The sequence below is a fragment of the Arthrobacter sp. MDT2-3 genome, from assembly GCF_059090465.1.
Genome location: NZ_JBNHFS010000002.1, coordinates 91,140 through 110,713 on the forward strand (window position 1 = coordinate 91,140; position 19,574 = coordinate 110,713).

20 protein-coding genes and 3 pseudogenes are annotated in these 19,574 nt (G+C 61.4%); 9 read left to right on the forward strand and 14 right to left on the reverse strand.

Translation table 11 applies throughout. The features are described 5' to 3' along the window. Positions 1 to 456: 456 nt before the first annotated feature. The 5 genes and pseudogenes from AC5RUQ_RS06030 to AC5RUQ_RS06050 form a co-directional block, all read right to left on the reverse strand. Positions 457 to 609: a hypothetical protein gene (locus AC5RUQ_RS06030; protein WP_171059168.1), complete on the reverse strand. Its 153-nt coding sequence runs from the start codon at positions 607 to 609 to the stop codon at positions 457 to 459. Positions 610 to 791: 182 nt separating this feature from the next. Beyond that, positions 792 to 1,816 (reverse strand): annotated as a pseudogene (locus AC5RUQ_RS06035) (DUF4192 domain-containing protein). A gap of 565 nt (positions 1,817 to 2,381) precedes the next feature. Continuing rightward, positions 2,382 to 3,290, reverse strand: a complete 909-nt coding sequence (gene dprA / locus AC5RUQ_RS06040; RefSeq protein ID WP_493946475.1) for a DNA-processing protein DprA — start codon at positions 3,288 to 3,290, stop codon at positions 2,382 to 2,384. Between the two features lie 522 nt (positions 3,291 to 3,812). Then, positions 3,813 to 4,388, reverse strand: coding sequence for a recombinase family protein (locus tag AC5RUQ_RS06045; protein WP_493946476.1), 576 nt, complete (start codon positions 4,386 to 4,388; stop codon positions 3,813 to 3,815). A 119-nt stretch (positions 4,389 to 4,507) separates the two neighbouring features. After that, positions 4,508 to 4,830 (reverse strand): annotated as a pseudogene (locus AC5RUQ_RS06050) (recombinase family protein); the annotation flags it as partial. Positions 4,831 to 5,259: 429 nt separating this feature from the next. On the opposite strand from AC5RUQ_RS06050, the gene AC5RUQ_RS06055 reads away from it, so the two are divergent. Beyond that, entirely contained in the window at positions 5,260 to 5,814 is a 555-nt protein-coding gene (locus AC5RUQ_RS06055) for a GNAT family N-acetyltransferase (RefSeq protein WP_141002418.1), read from the forward strand. Positions 5,815 to 5,851: 37 nt separating this feature from the next. Here AC5RUQ_RS06055 and AC5RUQ_RS06060 read toward each other — a convergent pair whose 3' ends face one another. Then, the gene (locus AC5RUQ_RS06060; RefSeq protein WP_493946477.1) at positions 5,852 to 6,409 is read right to left on the reverse strand and encodes a hypothetical protein; all 558 of its coding nucleotides are present in this window, start codon (positions 6,407 to 6,409) and stop codon (positions 5,852 to 5,854) included. An 89-nt stretch (positions 6,410 to 6,498) separates the two neighbouring features. Then, a pseudogene (locus tag AC5RUQ_RS06065) lies at positions 6,499 to 7,224 on the reverse strand (HAD family hydrolase). A 268-nt stretch (positions 7,225 to 7,492) separates the two neighbouring features. On the opposite strand from AC5RUQ_RS06065, the gene AC5RUQ_RS06070 reads away from it, so the two are divergent. Both AC5RUQ_RS06070 and AC5RUQ_RS06075 read left to right on the forward strand, forming a co-directional pair. Then, complete coding sequence (locus AC5RUQ_RS06070; RefSeq protein WP_251420274.1) at positions 7,493 to 7,771, forward strand: putative quinol monooxygenase; 279 nt, start codon at positions 7,493 to 7,495, stop codon at positions 7,769 to 7,771. 146 nt (positions 7,772 to 7,917) lie between these two features. Next, positions 7,918 to 8,169, forward strand: coding sequence for a hypothetical protein (locus AC5RUQ_RS06075; RefSeq protein WP_493946478.1), 252 nt, complete (start codon positions 7,918 to 7,920; stop codon positions 8,167 to 8,169). A gap of 839 nt (positions 8,170 to 9,008) precedes the next feature. Here the strand turns inward: AC5RUQ_RS06075 and AC5RUQ_RS06080 are convergent. Next, the gene (locus AC5RUQ_RS06080; protein ID WP_493946479.1) at positions 9,009 to 9,359 is read right to left on the reverse strand and encodes a DUF2750 domain-containing protein; all 351 of its coding nucleotides are present in this window, start codon (positions 9,357 to 9,359) and stop codon (positions 9,009 to 9,011) included. Between the two features lie 126 nt (positions 9,360 to 9,485). On the opposite strand from AC5RUQ_RS06080, the gene AC5RUQ_RS06085 reads away from it, so the two are divergent. The 6 genes from AC5RUQ_RS06085 (at position 9,486) to AC5RUQ_RS06110 (ending at position 13,171) form a co-directional block, all read left to right on the forward strand. Further along, positions 9,486 to 10,094, forward strand: coding sequence for a HEAT repeat domain-containing protein (locus tag AC5RUQ_RS06085; RefSeq protein ID WP_493946480.1), 609 nt, complete (start codon positions 9,486 to 9,488; stop codon positions 10,092 to 10,094). 169 nt (positions 10,095 to 10,263) lie between these two features. Continuing rightward, the gene (locus tag AC5RUQ_RS06090) at positions 10,264 to 10,398 is read left to right on the forward strand and encodes a hypothetical protein (RefSeq protein WP_493946481.1); all 135 of its coding nucleotides are present in this window, start codon (positions 10,264 to 10,266) and stop codon (positions 10,396 to 10,398) included. 101 nt (positions 10,399 to 10,499) lie between these two features. Further along, entirely contained in the window at positions 10,500 to 11,072 is a 573-nt protein-coding gene (locus tag AC5RUQ_RS06095) for a suppressor of fused domain protein (protein WP_493946482.1), read from the forward strand. 71 nt (positions 11,073 to 11,143) lie between these two features. Beyond that, a complete protein-coding gene (locus AC5RUQ_RS06100) occupies positions 11,144 to 11,455 on the forward strand; it encodes a hypothetical protein (RefSeq protein ID WP_493946483.1) in 312 nt (103 codons plus the stop codon). Between the two features lie 755 nt (positions 11,456 to 12,210). Beyond that, the gene (locus AC5RUQ_RS06105; RefSeq protein ID WP_493946484.1) at positions 12,211 to 12,558 is read left to right on the forward strand and encodes a hypothetical protein; all 348 of its coding nucleotides are present in this window, start codon (positions 12,211 to 12,213) and stop codon (positions 12,556 to 12,558) included. Between the two features lie 193 nt (positions 12,559 to 12,751). Beyond that, positions 12,752 to 13,171: a hypothetical protein gene (locus AC5RUQ_RS06110; protein WP_493946485.1), complete on the forward strand. Its 420-nt coding sequence runs from the start codon at positions 12,752 to 12,754 to the stop codon at positions 13,169 to 13,171. Positions 13,172 to 13,426: 255 nt separating this feature from the next. On the opposite strand, the gene AC5RUQ_RS06115 is transcribed toward AC5RUQ_RS06110, so the two are convergent. The 6 genes from AC5RUQ_RS06115 to AC5RUQ_RS06140 all read right to left on the reverse strand — a co-directional run bounded on the left by AC5RUQ_RS06115 (position 13,427) and on the right by AC5RUQ_RS06140 (position 19,508). Continuing rightward, a complete protein-coding gene (locus tag AC5RUQ_RS06115; protein ID WP_493946486.1) occupies positions 13,427 to 13,849 on the reverse strand; it encodes a hypothetical protein in 423 nt (140 codons plus the stop codon). A gap of 852 nt (positions 13,850 to 14,701) precedes the next feature. Next, on the reverse strand, positions 14,702 to 15,316 hold the full coding sequence (locus AC5RUQ_RS06120) for a T6SS immunity protein Tdi1 domain-containing protein (protein WP_493946487.1): 615 nt from the start codon (positions 15,314 to 15,316) through the stop codon (positions 14,702 to 14,704). A gap of 38 nt (positions 15,317 to 15,354) precedes the next feature. After that, positions 15,355 to 16,458, reverse strand: coding sequence for an IS110 family RNA-guided transposase (locus tag AC5RUQ_RS06125; protein WP_493947169.1), 1,104 nt, complete (start codon positions 16,456 to 16,458; stop codon positions 15,355 to 15,357). Positions 16,459 to 16,708: 250 nt separating this feature from the next. Beyond that, positions 16,709 to 17,695 carry an IS481 family transposase gene (locus AC5RUQ_RS06130; RefSeq protein WP_493947170.1) on the reverse strand — a complete coding sequence of 329 codons (987 nt, stop codon included), beginning with the start codon at positions 17,693 to 17,695 and terminating at the stop codon, positions 16,709 to 16,711. A gap of 125 nt (positions 17,696 to 17,820) precedes the next feature. Next, positions 17,821 to 18,627, reverse strand: coding sequence for a transglutaminase-like domain-containing protein (locus AC5RUQ_RS06135; protein ID WP_493946489.1), 807 nt, complete (start codon positions 18,625 to 18,627; stop codon positions 17,821 to 17,823). A 74-nt stretch (positions 18,628 to 18,701) separates the two neighbouring features. Then, complete coding sequence (locus tag AC5RUQ_RS06140; protein ID WP_493946490.1) at positions 18,702 to 19,508, reverse strand: hypothetical protein; 807 nt, start codon at positions 19,506 to 19,508, stop codon at positions 18,702 to 18,704. Positions 19,509 to 19,574: the final 66 nt, after the last annotated feature.

Sequence of the window (19,574 nt, forward strand, 5' to 3'; positions counted from 1 at the left end):
GACGCTTCTATGTCTGTCAAGCGGCGGAAATGAGTACGGGGGCGGGCGCGGACCCAGTTGGTTTGCCGGTGGGCGGGGCGGTTTAGGTGACCGGCCAGCGTCCCCTCTCCCCCCGTTGTTTTGGCTGCTGGCGAAGCTTGCGGAGCTGTGGCCGACGGAGGCCTGTCTACCCGTGAGGGCAAGGGGCGGGAAATCCCCGGAGGAAATTAGCGACGAAGGAGCGCCGCAGGGACATTTCGTGCGCCGCAGGCCCCGACGAAGGAGGGGCTAGACGGGCCGGAGCGGACACGTACAATCCGTCAGGACAGCAGCCAAAACAGAAAAACGCTTCTACAGCCCGAGCGAAGCGAGGCCCGTTTCAGCGTTTAAAAGGGCTGAGGCCGGCCCCGTGGGGCCGGCCTCAGTTTTCCCTCAGCAAAAGGAAACTCAATGCTGCAGCGTCATCGCTACAGAGACTTACAGGTCCAGCGGGGATTTCTCCCAGGAGATATCAACGATGGGGGCGCCTGGCTGCGGCATGGTCAACATCGAGAGCTCGAGGATGTCCTGGGCATGGGTGGCATCGGCAGGTGCTGCGTCATCGTCGGTCAGGATGTACTCGTGGCTCATGTGCTGCCCCCAGGCTCTTAGTGGATCGTGTTCCTTTTCCACTGTAGCCCGGTGTTCGGTCGTTGCCGGCTTGTGGTGCTGCGCCCGCGGCAGCGTGATCGGCGGCCGGAAGAGCGCATGCGGGGGAGGCCGCCACCGCACCCAAGGGGCCGGACCGTTTTCCCGGTCCGGCCCCTTTGCTTTTAGCGGTGCCGCTTATAGGCGGTGGCCTGGTTCTTCGCGACCGGGGCGATGGTTCCCCGGCTCACCAGCTGGTCCATCAGTTCCGCGAGCCTGTAGCCCGGCGTATCGGCCAGAGCTAGCTTGAAGTGGTCCGCAGCGACTGACGACTGACCTTTGAGGTAGGCCAGCCATCCGATCAAGGTCAGCAGGGGTGCCCGGTAGCCTTCCGGTGCGGCGTCGATGAGGTCCCGGGCGGTTTCCTGTGCCCGGTCCACGCGGTCCCAGTCCGGGGCGATACCCTCCCCCATGAGCAGATTTCCGCTGTCCTCGGCGTCCGGCATCTCCGGGTCGATGACGTTGCAGAGCAACGTGTCGCGCAGGTCCGGGCGCTGGAAACACGCCAGCAGCTCCACCGCTGTCTGCGGATCCATCCAGCCGTCCCGGGTCAGGGCCTCTGCCCACAGTTCCCGGCCCGGGCCCAGCTCCGCGCCGAGCACGCCCGGGAGCGCGTGACGGATCTCCTCCTCCCTGTCCGCCGGGCCCGCGAACGGCGCGTAGCTGGTGCCGGGCGTCTTTTGGTAGCTGCTGCCACGGAACACCAGTTCCGCGTTCAGCTGCCCGTCCGTGATGGATTCCAGTGATTCGGGCGGGCAGCACCCGGCGTCGCTGTCGCACAGCAGGTTTTGCCAGTGCGACGGGGTGACCAGCCAAGCATCTGCAGCGGGGTACCTGCACCCTCCAGCGCCTCAACGACGGCCTCGACGTGGTCGTGGAAGGGGCGGGGTTGTCCGAGGGCGGGGGTGCTGGCTGTGTAGATGGCCAGCAGTACCGCCGTGGCCTGTGTGTCCAGTGCGAGGTAGTCCACCATGGAGCGGGCGAAACCGGCGGGTTCGGCGAACGCGGGGGCGTCGACGCGCAGTGTCGCGCCCAGAGTCTTGCCCCGCATGGTCAGGAACACAAAGGATTCCCGCGGTACGAACCCGAGGGAGTGCGGGATGAAACCGAGGATGTCGGCGGGGCCGGAGATGCGGATTGCGTCGTTCATGTTGAAAGTCCTTTGCTGAGGATTAGGTGGGCGGGGCGGTTTAGGTGACCGGCCAGCGTCCCCTCTCCCCCCGTTGTTTTGGCTGCTGGCGAAGCTTGCGGAGCTGTGGCCGACGGAGGCCTGTCTACCCGTGAGGGCAAGGGGCGGGAAATTCCCGGAGGAAATTAGCGACGAAGGAGCGCCGCAGGGACATTTCGTGCGCCGCAGGCCCCGACGAAGGAGGGGCTAGACGGGCCGGAGCGGACACGTACAATCCGTCAGGACAGCAGCCAAAACGTCGTAGACAGGACAGGGCCAGGGACGGCGGAGCCCTGCGGAGCCGGCACTGGCCCCAACAGCCGGCCGCGCCAGCGGACGCCCGTTCTCTTGGTGAGCTCTGCGAACCATGTATCAGCACCGCGGAATGCTCATGCTCGTCCAGCGGCTGGCGGTCCGCGCCACTCGGTCCCCCATGGCTGTCCCAGGCGGTTGGCGGTCCGCCGCCGTCAACCCGATACCGGAGCCAACCCGTGCGGCGGACCGCCCGCGGTGACCGCCCCGGCAACGGGACGGCCACCTGGAGGGACTAGCCCGCGAGCAATTCGGCCACATCGGCCGCATCGGACACCAGCACCGCCGTGCCTTCTTTCAGGAGCCGGTGGCATCCTGCCGAATTGGCGCTGTGGACGCTCCCGGGGACGGCCGCGACATGCCGGGCAATAGTTTCGGCGTGGTGGGCGGTGTTCAGCGCCCCTGAGCGCCAGCGGGCTTCCACGACACAGGTCACCCCTGCAAGAGCGGCAATGATGCGATTCCTCTGCAAGAACCGGTATCGGGTCGGGGCGGAACCGGGCGGGAGCTCTGAGAGGGTCAGGCCGTTGCCGCGGATCGCGGCCGCGAGGTCAGCGTTACCGGACGGGTAGTCGCGGTCAAGGCCTCCGGCCAGTACCGCCAGGGTTGCCGGTCCTTCTCCCTTGCTACCGGCCAACGCGGCCCGGTGCGCGTGTGCATCGATGCCGTAGGCCAGCCCTGAGATCACGCAGATTCCCCGCTGAGCCAACCCGTAAGCCATATCCCCTGTGACGGAGGCGCCGTAACTGGTGGAGTCCCGGGAACCTGTCAGGGCCACACACTTCGAAGGCGCCGGGATGCCGTTGTCGATGTTGCCCCGGTACCACAGCCCGTACGGGGCGTCGGGCAGATCGTCCAAGCCTTCCGGCCAGCGCTCATCCCCCGGAATGAGGAAGCCGCCGCCCAGGCGTTCCATGGTGGCCAGGTCCGTCTCCGGGTCGAGGTCCGGCACCCGTGGAGCCCACCGCTTCAATGCCTTCGAAATTTCTTCGACCGTGGCCTCCGGAACGGCGTGTGCAGGCTGCGCGCCCGTGGCAAGCCGCAAGGTGGCGTACGCGCCGAGCCGGCCCACAAGGGCACGGCCGACACGGTCGCCGGGTTCGAACAGGCGGGTCAGGGCTGCGCGTGCAATGCGATCGTTCATGGTTTCTCTCGTCCTTTGCTGAGGATCCGGTGGGCGGGGCGGCTCAAGCGACCGGCCAGCGTCCCCTCTCCCCCGGGCGTTTTTTGCCTGCTGGCGGAGCAGCGCGTAGCTGTGCCCGACGGAGCCGGGGCAACCCGAAGGGCAAGCAGCGGATGGGTTGTGGGAGGAAATAAGCGAAGCGCCGGACACAAGGCATCGGCTGCGCAGCCGTCCGCAGGACGGTTGAGCCGGTGGAGCGGGCACGTACGATCCGCAGGACAGCAGCAAAAAACAGAAAAACGCTTCTACAGCCCGAGCGAAGCGAGGTCCGTGCAGTAAACCTAGGCGCCAGCTGGGCGAGGCCGGAACCGGAGTCTTCAAGCAACGCGCGGTCTCCGGGCTACGTTGAGGTGCTCTCGCGGTCAGCACGGGCTTGCCGGGGCAGTGGAGCGTGCGCGGCTCCAGCCTGTGAATCGCAGAACTAAATGGCGTTCATTTGGCAGCGCTTAATGGCACTCTTAGCAGGAGGCGCTGCATCCGTCTTCAGATGGTTCGCCTTTGGAGCTCGCGGTACACCGTCGTCCGGGATACCCGGAACAGTTCGGCCAGTTCGGCCTGCGTATGCTCGCCGGCGTCGTGCAGTGTCAGCAAGTGCTTCCGCTGCGTCTTGGACAATTTTGGCTGCTTGCCTTTCAGTCGCCCCTTCGCTTTGGCGACCGCCATGCCCTCGCGGGTGCGCGCCCGGATCAGATCCGCTTCAAACTCGGCCACCATTCCCAGGACATTGAACAGCAGCCGGCCTACGGGGTCAGTCGGATCGTGGGTGCTGCCGCCGAGACTAAGCACAACGCCCTTGGCCGTCAGCTCATCGGCAATGTCCCGGGCATCGGAAAGGGAACGCGCCAAACGGTCTAGTTTGGTCACCACCAGCGTATCGCCGGCTCGGCATGCCGCCATGGCTTCACGGAGTCCAGGGCGCACCCGATTAGATCCCGTCAGTCCGTGATCGACGAAGATCTGCTTCTCGTCAACACCAAGGGCAAGGAGAGCGTTTCGTTGGGCGGTTAGGTCCTGTTCGTTTGTCGAGACCCTGGCATAACCGATCTTCATTCCAGTCATGAGGAACAGGGTTGCAGTAATCCCCCCGTCACCGTGCATTTGATCCTGCGGGTCTTACGTACATGGGGTAAGCCTGTGACTTTCGGCGATAAATGGCGGTCTTTTTGGGGCGTTATTTGTCACCTGGGTGGCGTTGGTGTCGCACGTTGGATGGCGCGGTAGACCGTGGAGCGAGCGATGCCGAATAGTTCGGCAATCTCGGTGTGGTGTGAACCCCGCCTTGGTGGAGGCTAACGAGGTGCGCCTCTTGGGCTTTCGAGAGCTTTGGTTGCTTCCCTCGCAGCCGGCCCTTGGCTTTTGCCACTGCCATTCCTTCCCGCGTTCTGGCGCGAATGAGGTCGGCTTCGAACTCGGCAACCATGCCTAGGACGTTGAATAGCAGCTTTCCTACTGGATCGTGCGGGTCGTAGACGCTGCCGCCAAGGTTGAGGGCGACCGGCTTACGGGCACATGCCGATTGCGCTTTCGTGTGCCGATCCCAAGACAAGGGCGAGCGGCACGGGAGAATGCAGGAATGAGTTCACAAATGCCGGTTGCCATCCGAGCCGCTGCCTCATGGAAGAGGCGTCGCTGGCTGAAGAGTCGTTACCGCAGCATTCGGTATGACGCGCGATTCGCCGACGGACGCGAAGAGCACGGCGTCGATCTGAACGCCGTTCTCCAGGGAGCCCGCTTCCCCGCCGACTACTGGTCCACGCGAAAGGGCGCCGACCTGGCATGCCCAGAAGAAGGCGCGGGTCTATGGGTGGACTATCCCTACGGTCGGCCGCTCTAACCAGCCATGATGAAGACCCAGTGCCCGGAAGCAGATCGACTAACGGGCATTCATCCGCCCAAGATTAGCGCTGATGCGAAGACATAGGCTGAAACCATGACTGAAGTCATTCGCGTGCGAAGACACGCCGACCTCGCTGCAACGGAAATTGATGCGCTCCAGAACCTTTTTGACAGCGAGTACCTGAACGAATTTGGTCCGTGGAACCCGGAGGCACCCTACGGGTATTCGCCTGCAGATACTCACGTCTTGGCGTTCCGCGGCCAAGCCTTGGCTGCTCATGTGGGCTTTCAACGTCGCCGGATAGGAGTGGGCACCGATGACGTCCTGGTGGCCGGCACAGGGGGTGTCTTAGTCGATGACCGCTCACGCGGCACGGGTCTCGGCCGGCGAGTAATGCAACATGCCCAAGAGGTGATGCGTGGTGTTACCGGCGTCGACTTTGGCTTTCTCGGATGCCGAAGGGAAGTCGTGCCGTTTTATGAGTCAGCGGGGTGGGTGCAGGTGTATGCCACGGAACGAAGTTTGTCCCGGTTGGACCAGAAGTCCGTCGTCGTTTCTGAGGGTGCCCCGAACCTGATCTGCTCCGCCAAACGCGACGCGAGCGAGTGGCCGAAAGGTGACATCGATCTTCGGGGCACGCCTTGGTGACAGAGCTGTCCCAGTGGAGGATCCTTCACCGGACAACTCAATTGAGTTGAGGCAGTTCGGCTACAAGTGCATCGAGAACCCGCACGTCGTACCGGCGGTCGAGGCAGGGCGATGTTCTGCTGATGGAATCGATACCGTCCTCTGGCAGCTCCCACATAACATGACCCGGTTTCAGTCGGTTCAGCCCTTGGTACCACTCCATGAGGGGCTGACGCAGCTTTGCATGAAGTTCGAACGAGCGCCGGGAGCGTGTCCGGTCTCCTGCCTTCTGTCGCCGCAAAGTCTCTTCGTCGGGGACTGTCACTAATACGAGGTCTGCAAATCCAAGCTGTTGTCGGCTCATTACCTCGCGCACGCATGCCAGCTCAAAAGCGAATCGTGAAGTCGGGGCGGCGCCGACTCGCGCCAGGCACCACGAGTAGTGGAGTTTCATTGGATCCGTGTCGCAGACCGCCACCCGCGTACGGTCTTCAAGATCCAGCGCTTGCGACCAGCGCTTTGTATTGACCTCGGTCCAGTAATGGGCCTGGCCCGCGGCATCACTGCCGTCCGGCTCGGTCCCTGTTGGAGCGTATTCCGAGACGAACTCGGCCACGGTCCTTCTGCACCACGTCGTTTTCCCGGCCGCACTGGGACCTTCGACTGCCACAATCACCTGACGATGCTATCTCGCGGACTGTGATGCTATTCGATCGGCTGCTGCCCCCACCCTGTTAATGATGTCGGTCGCGGTTCCATCATTGTCATCAATTCCGCAAGGCTTCGGATGGAGCGGGGCAGCCCGGAGCCATCACGGTGAATATGGACGGCTTGGAGGCCCGCAGCCCGGGCCCCTTCAACGTCGGTGATGTAGTTATCCCCGACGTACAGGGTCTCTTCCGGCAAGATGTCCAGGCTCCTGCATGCCCCCAGGAAGGCCTCGGGTGCCGGTTTGGCCTAACCTGTCAGCTCCGAGCTGAAGACCCCGTCCAGGAACGGTTCGAGGCCGAGCTGTTCAATTTTCGATGTCTGTTGCGCGTGGTTGCCATTGGTGACGACAGCGATCGGAATGCCCTTGCTGCGCAAGTGCTGCAACGCAGGCGCCGCGTCCGGAAACGGTCTCCACGCCATCTCATAATTCCGGAGGTAGACAGCAAAGAGTTCATCGAGCTGGGTATCCGCTTTCGGAATAACCATGCCAGCCAAGGGCAGAAACTGGCGGAGCCGCCCACGCCGCTGTTCCAGGAAGGAGATTTCTTTTGCTAGGAACCGGTCGTAGTTGTGCTGCTCGATTTCAAACCAGGACCGTTCCAGGTCAATGGACGGATCCCTTTGAAGATGGCGCAGGAAACTCCTCAGTCCCGAGCGGACGGACGCCTGGTGATCGAACAACGTGTTGTCCAGGTCGAAAAGAGGACAGCTTGTATGCACACCTGACAACCCGTAGCGGCCGTTGCTTGTTCCGGCCGTGCAGGTTTCGTCCGTACGCGGTGGGGATGAACAGCAGACCGAGGTCGTCCTCGTTCACGGGTTCTCACCGCCCGTAAGCCGATCCGCTAACGGGCGGCTGGAGGTGTCATCTATCCCCGCTATGTAAATCGCAGCGATAATGGAGGCTTTTTCACAGCGATAAATGTGTAGCCGGCCCTTCACCAAACGACGTTCTAAGCCCTGCGTCGAGCGGTGCAAGGATGGCTCTGTGAGTAACGTCTTCCTTAGCGGCCAACTCGTCTGTGGCAATCAGAACGAGGCGGTGCTCGTTGCAGAGTTCCTCCCAGTGCACATCGAGCTGACGCGCGCTGAGCAAGGGTGCCTGTTCTTCGAGGTGGTCGTCACCGAAAACCCGCTGATCTGGCAGGTTGACGAGAAATTTCAGGATGCTGAGTCGTTCCGAGCGCACCAGCTGCGAGTCGCCGAAAGCGAATGGGGCAGGGTAACTGCGAACATTGATCGCCACTACGAAATCAAAGGCATCTAAGTCGGCGACGCGACGCGACTCATCTCATCGCCACTCACCGATCTCCAGCTCCTCGGAGTAGCACAATGGAGGACCCGCTTACGGACGCCTAAGCGAGCATCCGGACGGCTAGCATGAGAACTTGCGCTTGTATTTACAAAGAGACCATGGGGGCCAGCATGATCAGGAAATCGGTAGCAATCTCGATGCTCGCGCTGGCGGTGAGCATTACCCTCCTGGTAAGCGGCGGAATCGCGCTCTGGCACGCCGGGATAGTTGCGGACGAAAATAATCTGACGACAGGCTTCACGCCTTACCTATGGGTTCCATTCGGGACGGGACTCATCGGCTTCATGGTTAGCCTCCCTTGGTTTCTAGGCACGGTTACCACCACACCACGGCTTAGGAGTGAGCGTTAGAGGATCCCCTTACGGCTGCACCTAGCGCCAAATAGCGCCGCAAAAAAGCCGCCATTTATCGCCAAAAGTCACAGGGTAAGCCAGCAACCGCGCGAAACGCGGCGGCGGGCTTCCGCGGCACGGTGATCGACCGGCCTACGGGCGGCGCGAGCAACTCATGCCAGTCACTGTTGCTGTCACCAACTCGCTCCTCTACCAACGTTTACGATCCGTCCAGAGACGGCGGACAGGAGGAACGCGAGTTCGAGGGTCACCCGCTTAGAGTTGACGCGAGTACTCATTGGAAAGATCGCGAAATTACTGCTGGCCGTTGCTCTTGGAGGATTTATCAAAACGATTCGCTTGATCAAGAGGTTGGGACGGGAAATGCCGCAGCCCGCGCGAGCCCTCTCGTGGATGGTTCCGTCGACGTTTCTCCTGGGTTTCCTACTAGTCGCTCTTACAGGTGAGCCGTGGACTATTCGGATTGCCGTCGCAGCGGCCGGGGGCGCCCTCGTTCTTCTCGGTTTCTGTGTCTATCGAGACGTAAACGGGGCCGCAACGACGTGGTCTCGCCTCTACAAAGAGGGTCGCGGAATCTCGCCGGTGCACTTTACGTTCGCTGACGTCGGCTCCATTAAAGCTATGGGCTTCTTCTATATGGTGATCGGGGTTTTCTGGTTCGGTGGCTCCCTCTTCGCCCGGTGATAGATAGTCTCGCTCAACTATGCACGCAGGCGGATCCTTTACGGGGCACACCATCGTTGTAGTCCAGTCGTGCATGGCTAGTGTTTTGAGCCAGCAGGGTTTCGAGACAGCGAGTTGGATGGGAACCCAAACCAGGCGTTGGACGAGGTGTCCTATTCCCGAGCAACAAGGGCCGCCAGCGCCGCGCGGGGTTCTACGTCGAAGCCAGTCGCGCGTTCGCCGGACCAATTGACTCCAAGGAGCAACCCGTCTCGCTCGAGGCCCTCAATCCATCGGGATCGCCACTCAATGAGAGGAATCCCTACTGTGGTGAATCCGGCGTACGCCGAAACTGAGCTAATGACAGTCTCGGCACGAGAAGCCAGAGACCAAAGGGGCATTGCTCGTTTTCCGTCGCTGCCATAAGGTGCCGGAATTCCTTCAGAATCACGGATAGTCCAAACTTGCCCTTCACGGATTATCTCCTCGAAGAACGAGGCCGCATGTGCGCTGCTGATGCTCATGCAAACATAGTTCCAGACTCTCCAGTGCACGATCCCCAGGGGAACGTCTATCGAGACATCAGTGCGGAAGGCTTCACCGAGCCGAGGGGCTGACGAAGTTCTTCACGAGGCTGTTAATGTTCTTCCATGTCCGCGGAAAAGATAGGTGATCAGCAAGTTCTTCTTTCGGAGCTCAATGCAGCCGGGTTTCCGGACACGTCCCTAGCTGGCCTCCGAAATTCGGGGAGGCGATACACCAAGGCCGTTCCAATTCTTCTGCGCTGGCTTCAGACTGACGACTTATTACTCAAGGAACAAATTGTCAGGGCACTCTCATACCCTTGGGCACGAGGAACTGCGCCGCCCGCTCTCCTTGAGGAATTTGAAAGCTTGCCTCTAGACGGTAAGCCCCTCACCTCGTCCGTGAGATGGGCAGTGGGAAACGCCCTTGAGACCATGTGGGACGATACATACTTTGACGATCTTGCGGCTATCGCATCTAACCGCGATTACGGGGACTCGCGGCAGATGGTCGTGCTGGGGCTCGGTAAATCTCGACGGACCGAGGCGATCAACCTACTTCTATCCCTTCTCGCCGAGGAAGACGTCAACGGTCACGCGACAAGTTCCTTGGCTAAGCTGGCACACCCTGATGCAGCTGCCGGACTTGAAGCCATGCTTGGAGACAAACGCGCCTGGGTGCGTAAAGACGCCAAGCGAGGCCTAATGAAGATGCAAAAAGGCGCCGCTAATTAAGCAGAGGCTGCGCAGCGCCTCGAAGCGGGAAACCCTCAACGGCACAGATCCCGTAAGTTTCGACGAAAGACCGGAAGCAAGCCGTTGCCGCATACCTAGGGATAGGAGACGCCGGAATGCGCCTCCGCTACACCGGCAGCGCCATCTATCCCGCACATAGGATGAGCTGGTGACCGAGGAACCGAAGAAGCGCCGCTTCCTGATCACTGAGCGGGCCGCTGAAGAGCTGAACTTAAGTTCGAATCAGATCCGGACACTGCTGAAGACCGGGGAGTTGCGCCGGTCTGCGGCTTTCGGGGCTTGATGCATTGTGGCTGTCAGGCGATATTTGCCACTTGTCCTCGGTGCGCGGCCGAAGTTCTCTGGGCGCGCGACCGCCGGCAGCGGGGAAAGGAAGGAGCAGCCATGACACACCTTGTCGAGCACCTTGAACAATATCTCGGCCCCATCTCTGAGGGATGGTCCAGGGACGCGGACGGACGACCGGCACATGCGCAGGTCGTCAAGTTCGACGACGGTCCCCTGGACGGCGTTGTTGCCTACTCGACGCTGGGGCTGAGCCGGTGCGCATTGGCCATGCCGGGCAGGGCGCCAATCCGGATTGAACTTTTGATGATGGTCCGCCGCGGCCACTTTGAGCGGTACATTCCTTCCATGATGCAGCAGCTCGCGGAGGAGATGATCCACGAGGGACGCGCTCCGCTTCGAGGTGAGGTCATCGGTCCCAGAGGGCCGCTCGATCCTGATACCCGGCTTGAAGCTTTCCTCGTGTACAGCCCCTATTACCAACCCGATGGGTTTGCTGTCTGCGAGGACGTGGATGGACCGATCATCATTGCCAACCTTGTCCCGCTGTTCCCTGCTGAGGCCAACTTCGCTGCGACCCACGGCTGGGAGGCGTTGGAGGGCCTCCTGGTGGAGCACGATCCGGACGTTGATGACTGGCTGCGGCCTCCGCTGCCGGTGCACAACCCTTAAACGTCAACTCCACCACGCCATTGTCCGAAGCAAATTCCGTGAGATTGCGCGGCATAAGGAAGGATCGTGCCATGGAGTCGATCTCGTGGCCGAGAGCCTGGCAACCCGAGGCCCGTGCCGCCTTGCTGCAATTTATAGACGCCGATGACCGAGTCGAGATCATCTTAGGTGATCCCCTCGCTTCGGTTGACGGCAGCGTTGTTGCGGGACATGTCTATCGGGAGGGCACCGTTCTGATGATCATTCACGATCGCTCGGGTCGTGCAGACGTCCATCCTTGGCGCCTTCTGGCTGGCCCCGTTCTCGAAATTGTTAGTCTCGCCGGCCGCCGGCGCAAGCCGATCTACCGTCATCCGCAGTGGACAAGACCTCGACGGGCTTGACCACGAACATTGAGCATGTGTTGCTAGACAATCAATCGCGGGGAGACACGCTTCGCTCTCTGCTTCGTCCCCAGCTGAAGGCAGAGTACGCAGCGGCCAGTACAGTGGCGCTTCCTTGCCAGGATGAATTGCCCTCAATGTGGCAGAAGATCGCTGCCAAAACGAAAAGCACGGTGGCAGCGGCGAACGTCTTTTTACGTGTTGACTCGTCCATGTGCGCCCCTTGGTTTTTGATCAGGATGATCCCCTTTGGATTTCAATAGTGGTAACAGTGATCTAAGCAGTCGTACCGGTCGGCTGGAAGTGTCTTCTTGCCCGCCTCCGGAGAGTTGGATTGGGAACCCCGAAGGGTCGCCGCAGGCCATGGCGGAGGCGGGCAAAAAGACATCTACCAAGCCTGGCCATTCACGACAGCTGGACTCCGACGAGGGGAGTTTTCGGACAGCCGACTCTTTTCCTAGAGCTTTGAGGCGCAGATTCAAGGGGAGGGCCGGCGAAGTCCCGAAATCTTTGGATATCGAAACGGCTTTGTCCGTCCGGTGAAGGGTGGTCATCAGACTCCTGGTGTCCGTTCAAGGATCCACTACCGGGCGTCACCGCTGATAGGAACATCTTCAACTGGTACGCCTTTATTGCAGTGGTAGCCTACAAACGGCGCAGCCCCCCAATCGTGGATTCCATTGCAACGTGTCCTAAATCAGGCACCGCAGTCCGCGTTTACAGGTGGGGGCCGTTACATAGGGGATGAAAAATTAGTGACGACGCAGAACTGGCAGCAGGCCTTCGAGGAGCGCATGGGTGCCTGGAAAGCCCGCCGTAGGCGCTACCACCTTATATCGACCCTTTGGTCGGTCCTTTTCATCTGTCCGGTGGTATCCCTGGGAACCTACTTCGCCGTCATCCTTGTGGATGCGGGCGGGCCCCTGCTGTCGGGTGAGGTCGGATACGGGCACCCTGAATACTTCGGCAGGCAGAGCTACGTGGACACTCACAGCGTCCTGCTCGGGGCCTGCATCCTGGCTTTCGGGCTGTTCTGCGTCTTCTACATCCCCTGGTGCTTGCGGGCGGCACGGGACCGGAAGCCCCGCGATGCTTCTTCCTGACTGCGATGCCGGGTTCCCTATCCCCGCTGAATCCGGTCCTTTTTCCGCAGGACCCAGCTGATGTCGGTGACAACTGATGTGTCTCTGTAACCTCTGCGCCTCAAATCCCTAGGATCTCCAAGCGGTGCGTTTTCGAGAGACCGGACTGAATGAGCCCAACCAATGCTGCTGTTCCCGGTGAGGCTAACTGCTAGTGACTCAAATCCTTATTCTTGCGATGTTTTTGTTCATGGGCTGGGGCGTGGCCTGGAGCGGTGGTTGGCCGCGCGTTACACCTGAGTCCAAGACCCAACGCGTCTTGGACTCGATTCACCTAATATCGATCACTCTGGCCGCGGTGATCATGATTTCAATGCCACTCTTGACTGAATTTATTGGATCCCCAGTACTGGCCTATGCGTCCGGAATTGTTCTGCTGGCGTCGCTGCCCATTTTCCCACTCAAAATGAGATATCCCCTCAATGTTCTCAGTCCAGCAAAAGCGATCCGAGCAAAACCTGTATCTGAACAGCAGCGCTTATCCAGATGGCCCTTTTCATTCGCATGGACGGTCGGCTACATACTCGCCGGATGTTACATAGCCTCCATAAATGGGCGGTTGCCACTCACCTAGGGCTGGACTTCAAGTCAACCCACCACCTCACAGCAGTGATTCGCGTCGGCCGTTGAAGGTCTCCCGCCCCGTCTTGGGCACACCCTAAAGTTTCCCAACCAGGGTGTCTCGAAACCTCTCCGTTTCGAAACCTAGACATACGAGACGGTTGGCCCACGACAGCGCCGGCGGCCCGGTAGACGATCCTTTAGCGGGCGCTTCGAAACATAGGTCTGGACCAGGAACCATCATAGGTACGGCCCAACTGAAGGGCGTTTACGATCGTGCTTGTGCCACTGGCGTGATTATGACGCTGCCCGCCGAGCGGTTCACAGCCCAGAGGAGGACAGAACCGTCATCTCTCCGGACGGCTACGGTTTGTTTGACCGTCAAGATGTCGATGTTTTGGGGGTACTCATGCCCAGTTTTTGCGCTGAATTCTTCTGCGAATCTTCTGTTTATGAGAGGCCGAAGTGCCTTCTGCTCTCGATATGCATAGAACGCGAAGGCGCCGGTAAGGACAATTGCTACCGCCATGATGGCGAATGCCCTGTCGCGTGGAAGCTCTATGTTTCCGAATGACAAAACCCCCGAGAGGATCCAGAAGACTAAGAAGAGTAATCGCCACGCAACGTCCAGCATTTTGTATTTCCGCATCTCGGGCAAGGCGACCGTGAAGGTGTTCGAGTCATTACCCATAGGTCTCTCCCGGATCGGCGATGGGCAAAGCCTATTACCCGCTTGCCTCTCCGAGAAGACTGCACGGACCCTTTGCCTTGCCCGGTGTCAGACGAACGGTGTCCGCGGCGGCTCGGCTGCAAGGCGTCCCGTTAGCCGATCCCCTTAGGGCCAGGCGAGCACTTCTCCGCTCAACTTGATTTGCGCGGTCACGCCAGCGGGACGTCCATCAAGCCTGACAATCGCCTCTGGGCGATAGTGCGAGGCGGCGAAGCTTAGCCTGTCTTCTAAGGTGGGGACAGATTACTCACGAGAAGAAGGTAAGGCCTGTGGCGTTAGCTGGAGTTTCACCCGAGAAAAAGGCCCGCCTCAGAAAGCTCATCAGCCGGTTAGCGTGGACATACGCAGGATTCTCATTGGTTTTGCTTACCGCAGCGATGTGGACCCGAGACTATGACATCACTTTCTGGGCACTTTTGCTGGCGGTCCCCTTGCTCGGACTGGTTGTGCTGACACTGGGCCAGGTCTTCTCTGATAGCTCCTCGACACCCCTGCAGGGTTTGTTGTTTCTATCGGTCAACGCCCTGTGGTGTTTCATTTTTTCTTGGAGCATTCTTCGACTGCTCCTGGAAGCAGCATTTGCTGTGCTCTCGTTCGCTAGGGGTGCAAGACGCGATTCCTGAGACAGGTTCGTTGGAGCCACCGGGCATTGATAGTGGTCGCGGAGTTGATCTGCACTGAAACACTGGGCCGGTGCATGTCTCTAGGGTCTTGAGGCGCGAAGGTTTTGAGACACATCCGAGTTGGATTTGGAGGCCGGTTCGGGGGTTCGTAAGGGGATCCCCTAACGCTCACACCTCGGCCGTGGTGGGCCTAGTTGCGCAGTTTCAGGTGCGGAACTGGGCTGCCATCAGGGAGATGGCGCGTGGCGATCAGGAGTTGCCCCATCAGGGACCAGTAGACGTCAATGTCAGTGAGCTCGAGGTTGGGCATGTCGTCTTCGCCGCCCAGGAAAAGGGGCCGTTTGTAGCCGACGCATTCAGTGAAGGCAGGTGCAGCACCTCCGCTGGCGAGCCAGCCGGCGAACCAGTCCGGGAAGAGGCAGGAATCGCGGTAGCGAAAGAGTGCGTCATCGTGAAAGTCGGAAAAGGCCACGGGCACTTCCAAGGCTTCCCCGGTGCCGGGTTCCAGCAGCACTACTTCCGGGTCCTCTGGTGTTCCACGGTTAAGGTCAAGGGCGAACTGACGTCCTAACCAGTCGAAGCCAAAGCACACGAGAGGCATCCGCAGCGCCGGATAAGCCTCGGCAGCGGCCTTGGAGGCTGTCCTGGAGGAGCTAGGTGTGTGGACCCGGTAGATGCCATCGTTGAAGGAGGTTCCTCCATAGGTTTCGAACAGCTTGGAGAGGATAGCGGGAGACGCTGCCTCTTCGACCCTCTGGGGTTCTCGCGCCGTAGGTGTGAATCCGCTGACAAAACGTTCAAACATGGATGACTGGCCTCACTCGTCGTACTGGTCCTCGCACTCTACTGTCCAATCGTCGGGTCGGAAACGAGGAGGTGGCCCGGTTCCGCGGTGGCGTAAAGGGAGTTGAGTTGGCGGTAGAGGATTCGGGCGATGTAGCGCTTGAGGGATCTGCGGATTTCGCGGTAGCTGCGGCCTTCTTGGGTGCGTTTGGCGACGTAGTCCCGGGTGCCGGGGTCGTGGACCATCCGGGTCATGGTGATGGTGTGCAAGGCTCGGTTGAGGCGTCTATCACCGCCCCGGTTGAGCCTGTGCCGGACAGTGTTACCGCTTGAGGCTGGCAAGGGATTCACCCCTGCCAGCGAGGCGAAGGCAGCTTCGCTGCGAACCCTTCCTGGATGCGACCATGCTGTCAGGACGGTGGCGACTGTGACAGCCCCGGCGCCGACCATCTCCAACAGCGGCGCTGCCGGGCTTTGCTGGATCAGCTCTGTCATGCGCTTCTGGTTGGCAGCCAGCTGCGTGGTCACTTCGAGAACGCGGCGCGCCAACCGAACTGCTTCCTCGCGCGCGATCGATAGTTCGATCTGCTCCTGTCGTTCCCGCCATCTGGTGATCGTGGCAATCTGGGCCGGAACCAAAGGTTTACGAGCGTCGATTCCAAGATCATGTGCCCGGAGCAACGCGATGAGTGCATTGACATTCACTGTTCGTTCCCGGGTCAACTGATCCCGCGCTGCGCTCAAGATCCTGAGTCCGGCACGCGTTCCTTCATCCCGGCGCGGAACTCGTAGCTGGGACTCCTCTAAGCCGATGACAGCGGTCCCGATGGCTGCAGCGTCCAGCGGGTCCGACTTGCCGATCGCCCGGCGCCCTCGGGCGTTCATCCGTGGAGCTTCGGCGACGTCATAGCCAGCGTCGGCTACTGCCCTGGCCAGACGTGCCCCATAAGAGCCGATGCCCTCAACGGCCCACAGACTGGCCAGATCGCCGTCTGTCCGTCGGCCTACCCACGCAAGTGCACGGGAGATCCCTGCCGAGGTGGTCGGGAACTGCTCGCACGCGACCCGTCGCTTCGTGCTGGTCTCGATGACGGCGTAAGTGTGTGTGCGGGCGTGGCAGTCCACGCCGATTACGAATGGGCGGGTCTGCGCAACGATAGTCAACGCGGCCACCCTCCTTCCTTTCGAATGGGCAAGATTGGTCGCATCGCGACCGGCACTGACCTGGGAGGAGTCACTTCGAGGCAATACTGTGATGAGCCACAACCGCAGGGGCTGGGCAAGCTTCTAATCAAGCCACCGTCGTGGGACAGGTCAAGGCCGGCCGCTCCACCCAGCGCGGACAAGTCGGGGGAAATGCACCCTCAAGGGGCAATTGTTTTTTCGAGTCACGCGCCAGATAGAACGACCGGCATCAACACTGCCAGCTAGTCCCAGACCAGCCACTGCAAGACTCACAGTGATTGTAGTTGTGGAGCCATGCCGGGAGGGCGTTTCTGCGGGCTGATTCGGTGGCGTAGTAGCGTTTGAATGCCCATCCGTCGGCGAGGGTTCGGTGGAAGCGTTCGATCTTTCCGTTGGTCTGCGGGCGGTAGGGCCGGGTCTTCTTTGCCTTGATGCCCAGTTCCCGGCAGGTGTCGCGCCAGAGGTGGGATTTGTAGGCCGATCCGTTGTCGGAGAGGACCCGCTCAACGGTGACGCTGCGGGCGGCGTACCAGGACACTGCACGCTTGAGCACTCCAACTGCGGTGGCAGCTGTTTCGTCGCTGTGGATTTCGGCGTAGGCGACCCGGGAGTGGTCGTCGATGACCGTGTGGACGTAGGCGGTCCCGATCAGCGGATTACGGTGGCTGCTCCTCGGCTTTGACGGAGTTGCAGCCCGGTTCTGTTTGCCTTGCTGTCGGCCGACGTAGCGCCAGCCGCCGCCGTCGGGGATATTGCCGAGCTTCTTCACATCGACGTGGATCATCGCCCCGGGCGTCTCGTGCTCGTAGCGGCGGATGACTTCCCCGGTGCGCTTGTCCACGTGATGGAGGCGGTTCAGCCGGCACCGGACCAGCACCGCGTGCACGGTCGAGGCTGGCATGGCCAGCTTCGCACCGATCGCGACCGGCCCCAGCCGTTGCTTCCAGCGCAGATGCACGACTTTGCGCACCAGCTGCTGCGGGGTGCGGTTCGCCACCCGGTGCGGGCGGGAGGATCTGTCGGCCACGCCGGCCTCGCCCATTGCGGCGTAGCGCTCAGCCCAGCGCTTGGCCGTCGGCCAGGAGCAGTTGAACTGTTCAGCGGCCCGGGACACCGGCCAGCCGTGGTCTACGACGAGACGCGCGACGCGTAACCGTTGGCGTGGAGTCAAAGCGGCATTAGCGCGTGGGACATGAGGACCTCCTGGTCGCTGCAGCGGTTGTCTAAGCAACTCCACTGTGCAACCGGAGGTCCTCACCTTTGGGTCAACGACTTCAGCGAGTCATCACATTCACCGAACCAACCTGCCTGGGCAGTACAGCTAGAGATACCCTGCGCCGCTCAGCCCAGTTGCATAAGCCGGGCAGGATCCTCTACCGGCAGGGCGCCGTTGACAACGGCAGTGACCTGCAGCTGGTTGAGGATGAGGCTTCCCCCGACCGTGGAGAGGAAGGCGGTATCGGCGGAGTCGCGGCCGGCCGTGATGCGAAGCATCGATTCCCGCGGGGCAAGGCCCGTGGGATCGATGACGTGCCAGGCCCCTTCCACGTAAGCCTCTGCCACGGCGTGGAAATCCATGGGGCTCAGGCCCGGAGCGTAGACGGCGGCCAACCTGGCCGGGATGTCCTTGGACCTCAGCAGCGCGATGGCCAAATGGGCAAAGTCCCGGCAGACCCCACGGCGGCTGAGGAGCGTTTCCACCGCACCGTCCGTGCCCCGGGAGGATCCACTGAGGTACCGCAGTTCCCCGTTCACCCAGTTCCGGACGGCGTGCAGCAGCTCGCCGCCGTGGACTCCTTCGAACTCTGCATAAGCCGTGGGCAGGAGGCGGTCGGATTCGGCGTAGCGGCTGGGCCGGACGTAGCGGATCCTGTCGGCGAGCCCGGCGTCCTCGGGCTCCGCCTTACCGGCCACCGTGGCTGAGTATTCCACCGTTACCTCCGCCGGCTCGGCCAACTCCATGTAATGGAACCTGCCCCCGTGGTGGTCCGATACCTCGGTGAGGGGAACATCGCCTCCCCCCGCCGTCACTGACAGCGACTCCTCGAACGAGGAGTAGCCGTTGTTCCGCGCTGCGGCGATGGCCATGGCCACCTTGGTGTTGGCTACGGTCTTGAAGACCAGTCGTGCGGAAACACTGCGTTCCATGGCTCTCCGGAGGTGTTCGGCGGTGGAAGACAAGTCCCCGCTCTGCCCGGCGCATGGTGGGGCCGGAAACGGGACTAGTTTTTGATCTCCAGAGACATTAGCATCCGCTGGACGTTGGCGAATTCAGTGCCTTCCGAGACGTACCGGGCAGCCTGGTCCAAGGTGTCGAAGGCTTTTGCCGGCGCCACCTTTTCATCCGGGGCATAAGCCTTCACGGAGACCACATCACCAAAGGAGTAGTCCCCTTTGCCGGCCGGTCCACGAACGATGTTGCGGAGCTCGCACGCCTCTCCGCCGGCGCCGGCCACCACGTTGGTGATGCCGTACGAGCCGAAGTAGCGGTACCCCTGGATCACCCGGAAAACCACCCTTGGCGGTATGGTTCCCTCCCCGCCTGCGGCCGAAACTTCGACGGGAACGCTGCTGATCACCGTGTAGGGCCGCCGCGAGGCGTCGGCACATTCAGCGGACGACGGCGGCAGGCCGGTCCGCAGCGCTGCCAGGAAAGTGCCGTCCGGCTTCTTCACCTCGACCTTCAGCGCGCCGGGCAGCGTGCCTTCCTCCGGCGTGACGGACTGCGCTATCCAGTCCTCCGGAAGGTCGAAGCTGACAGACTTGCCGGGATCCGAGAAAGTCTTCCAGACAGGCGCAGTAGCAACCGCCTGCGGGTCTGTGGTGGGCGTGGCACTGGCCCCGGGGCCGTCCGTCGGCGGTGACGTTGCCGCAGCGTCAGCTGAAGACGGCGCGTTGGTTCCGCCGGCAGAGTCGGGTTGCGCTGTCCAGGCCGGCGCGCCGGGCCCCGCTGTCGAGCAGCCTGCAAGAAGGACGCCAACCATCAGCAGCGCACCAGACAGGACCGTCGTTGTTGCCTTGCCTCTCATGCAGCCAGCCTAGCGGGGGCCGGCGGCCGGCCGGCGTGACCGGAAGGGTGTTTCCTCTCCCTCCAA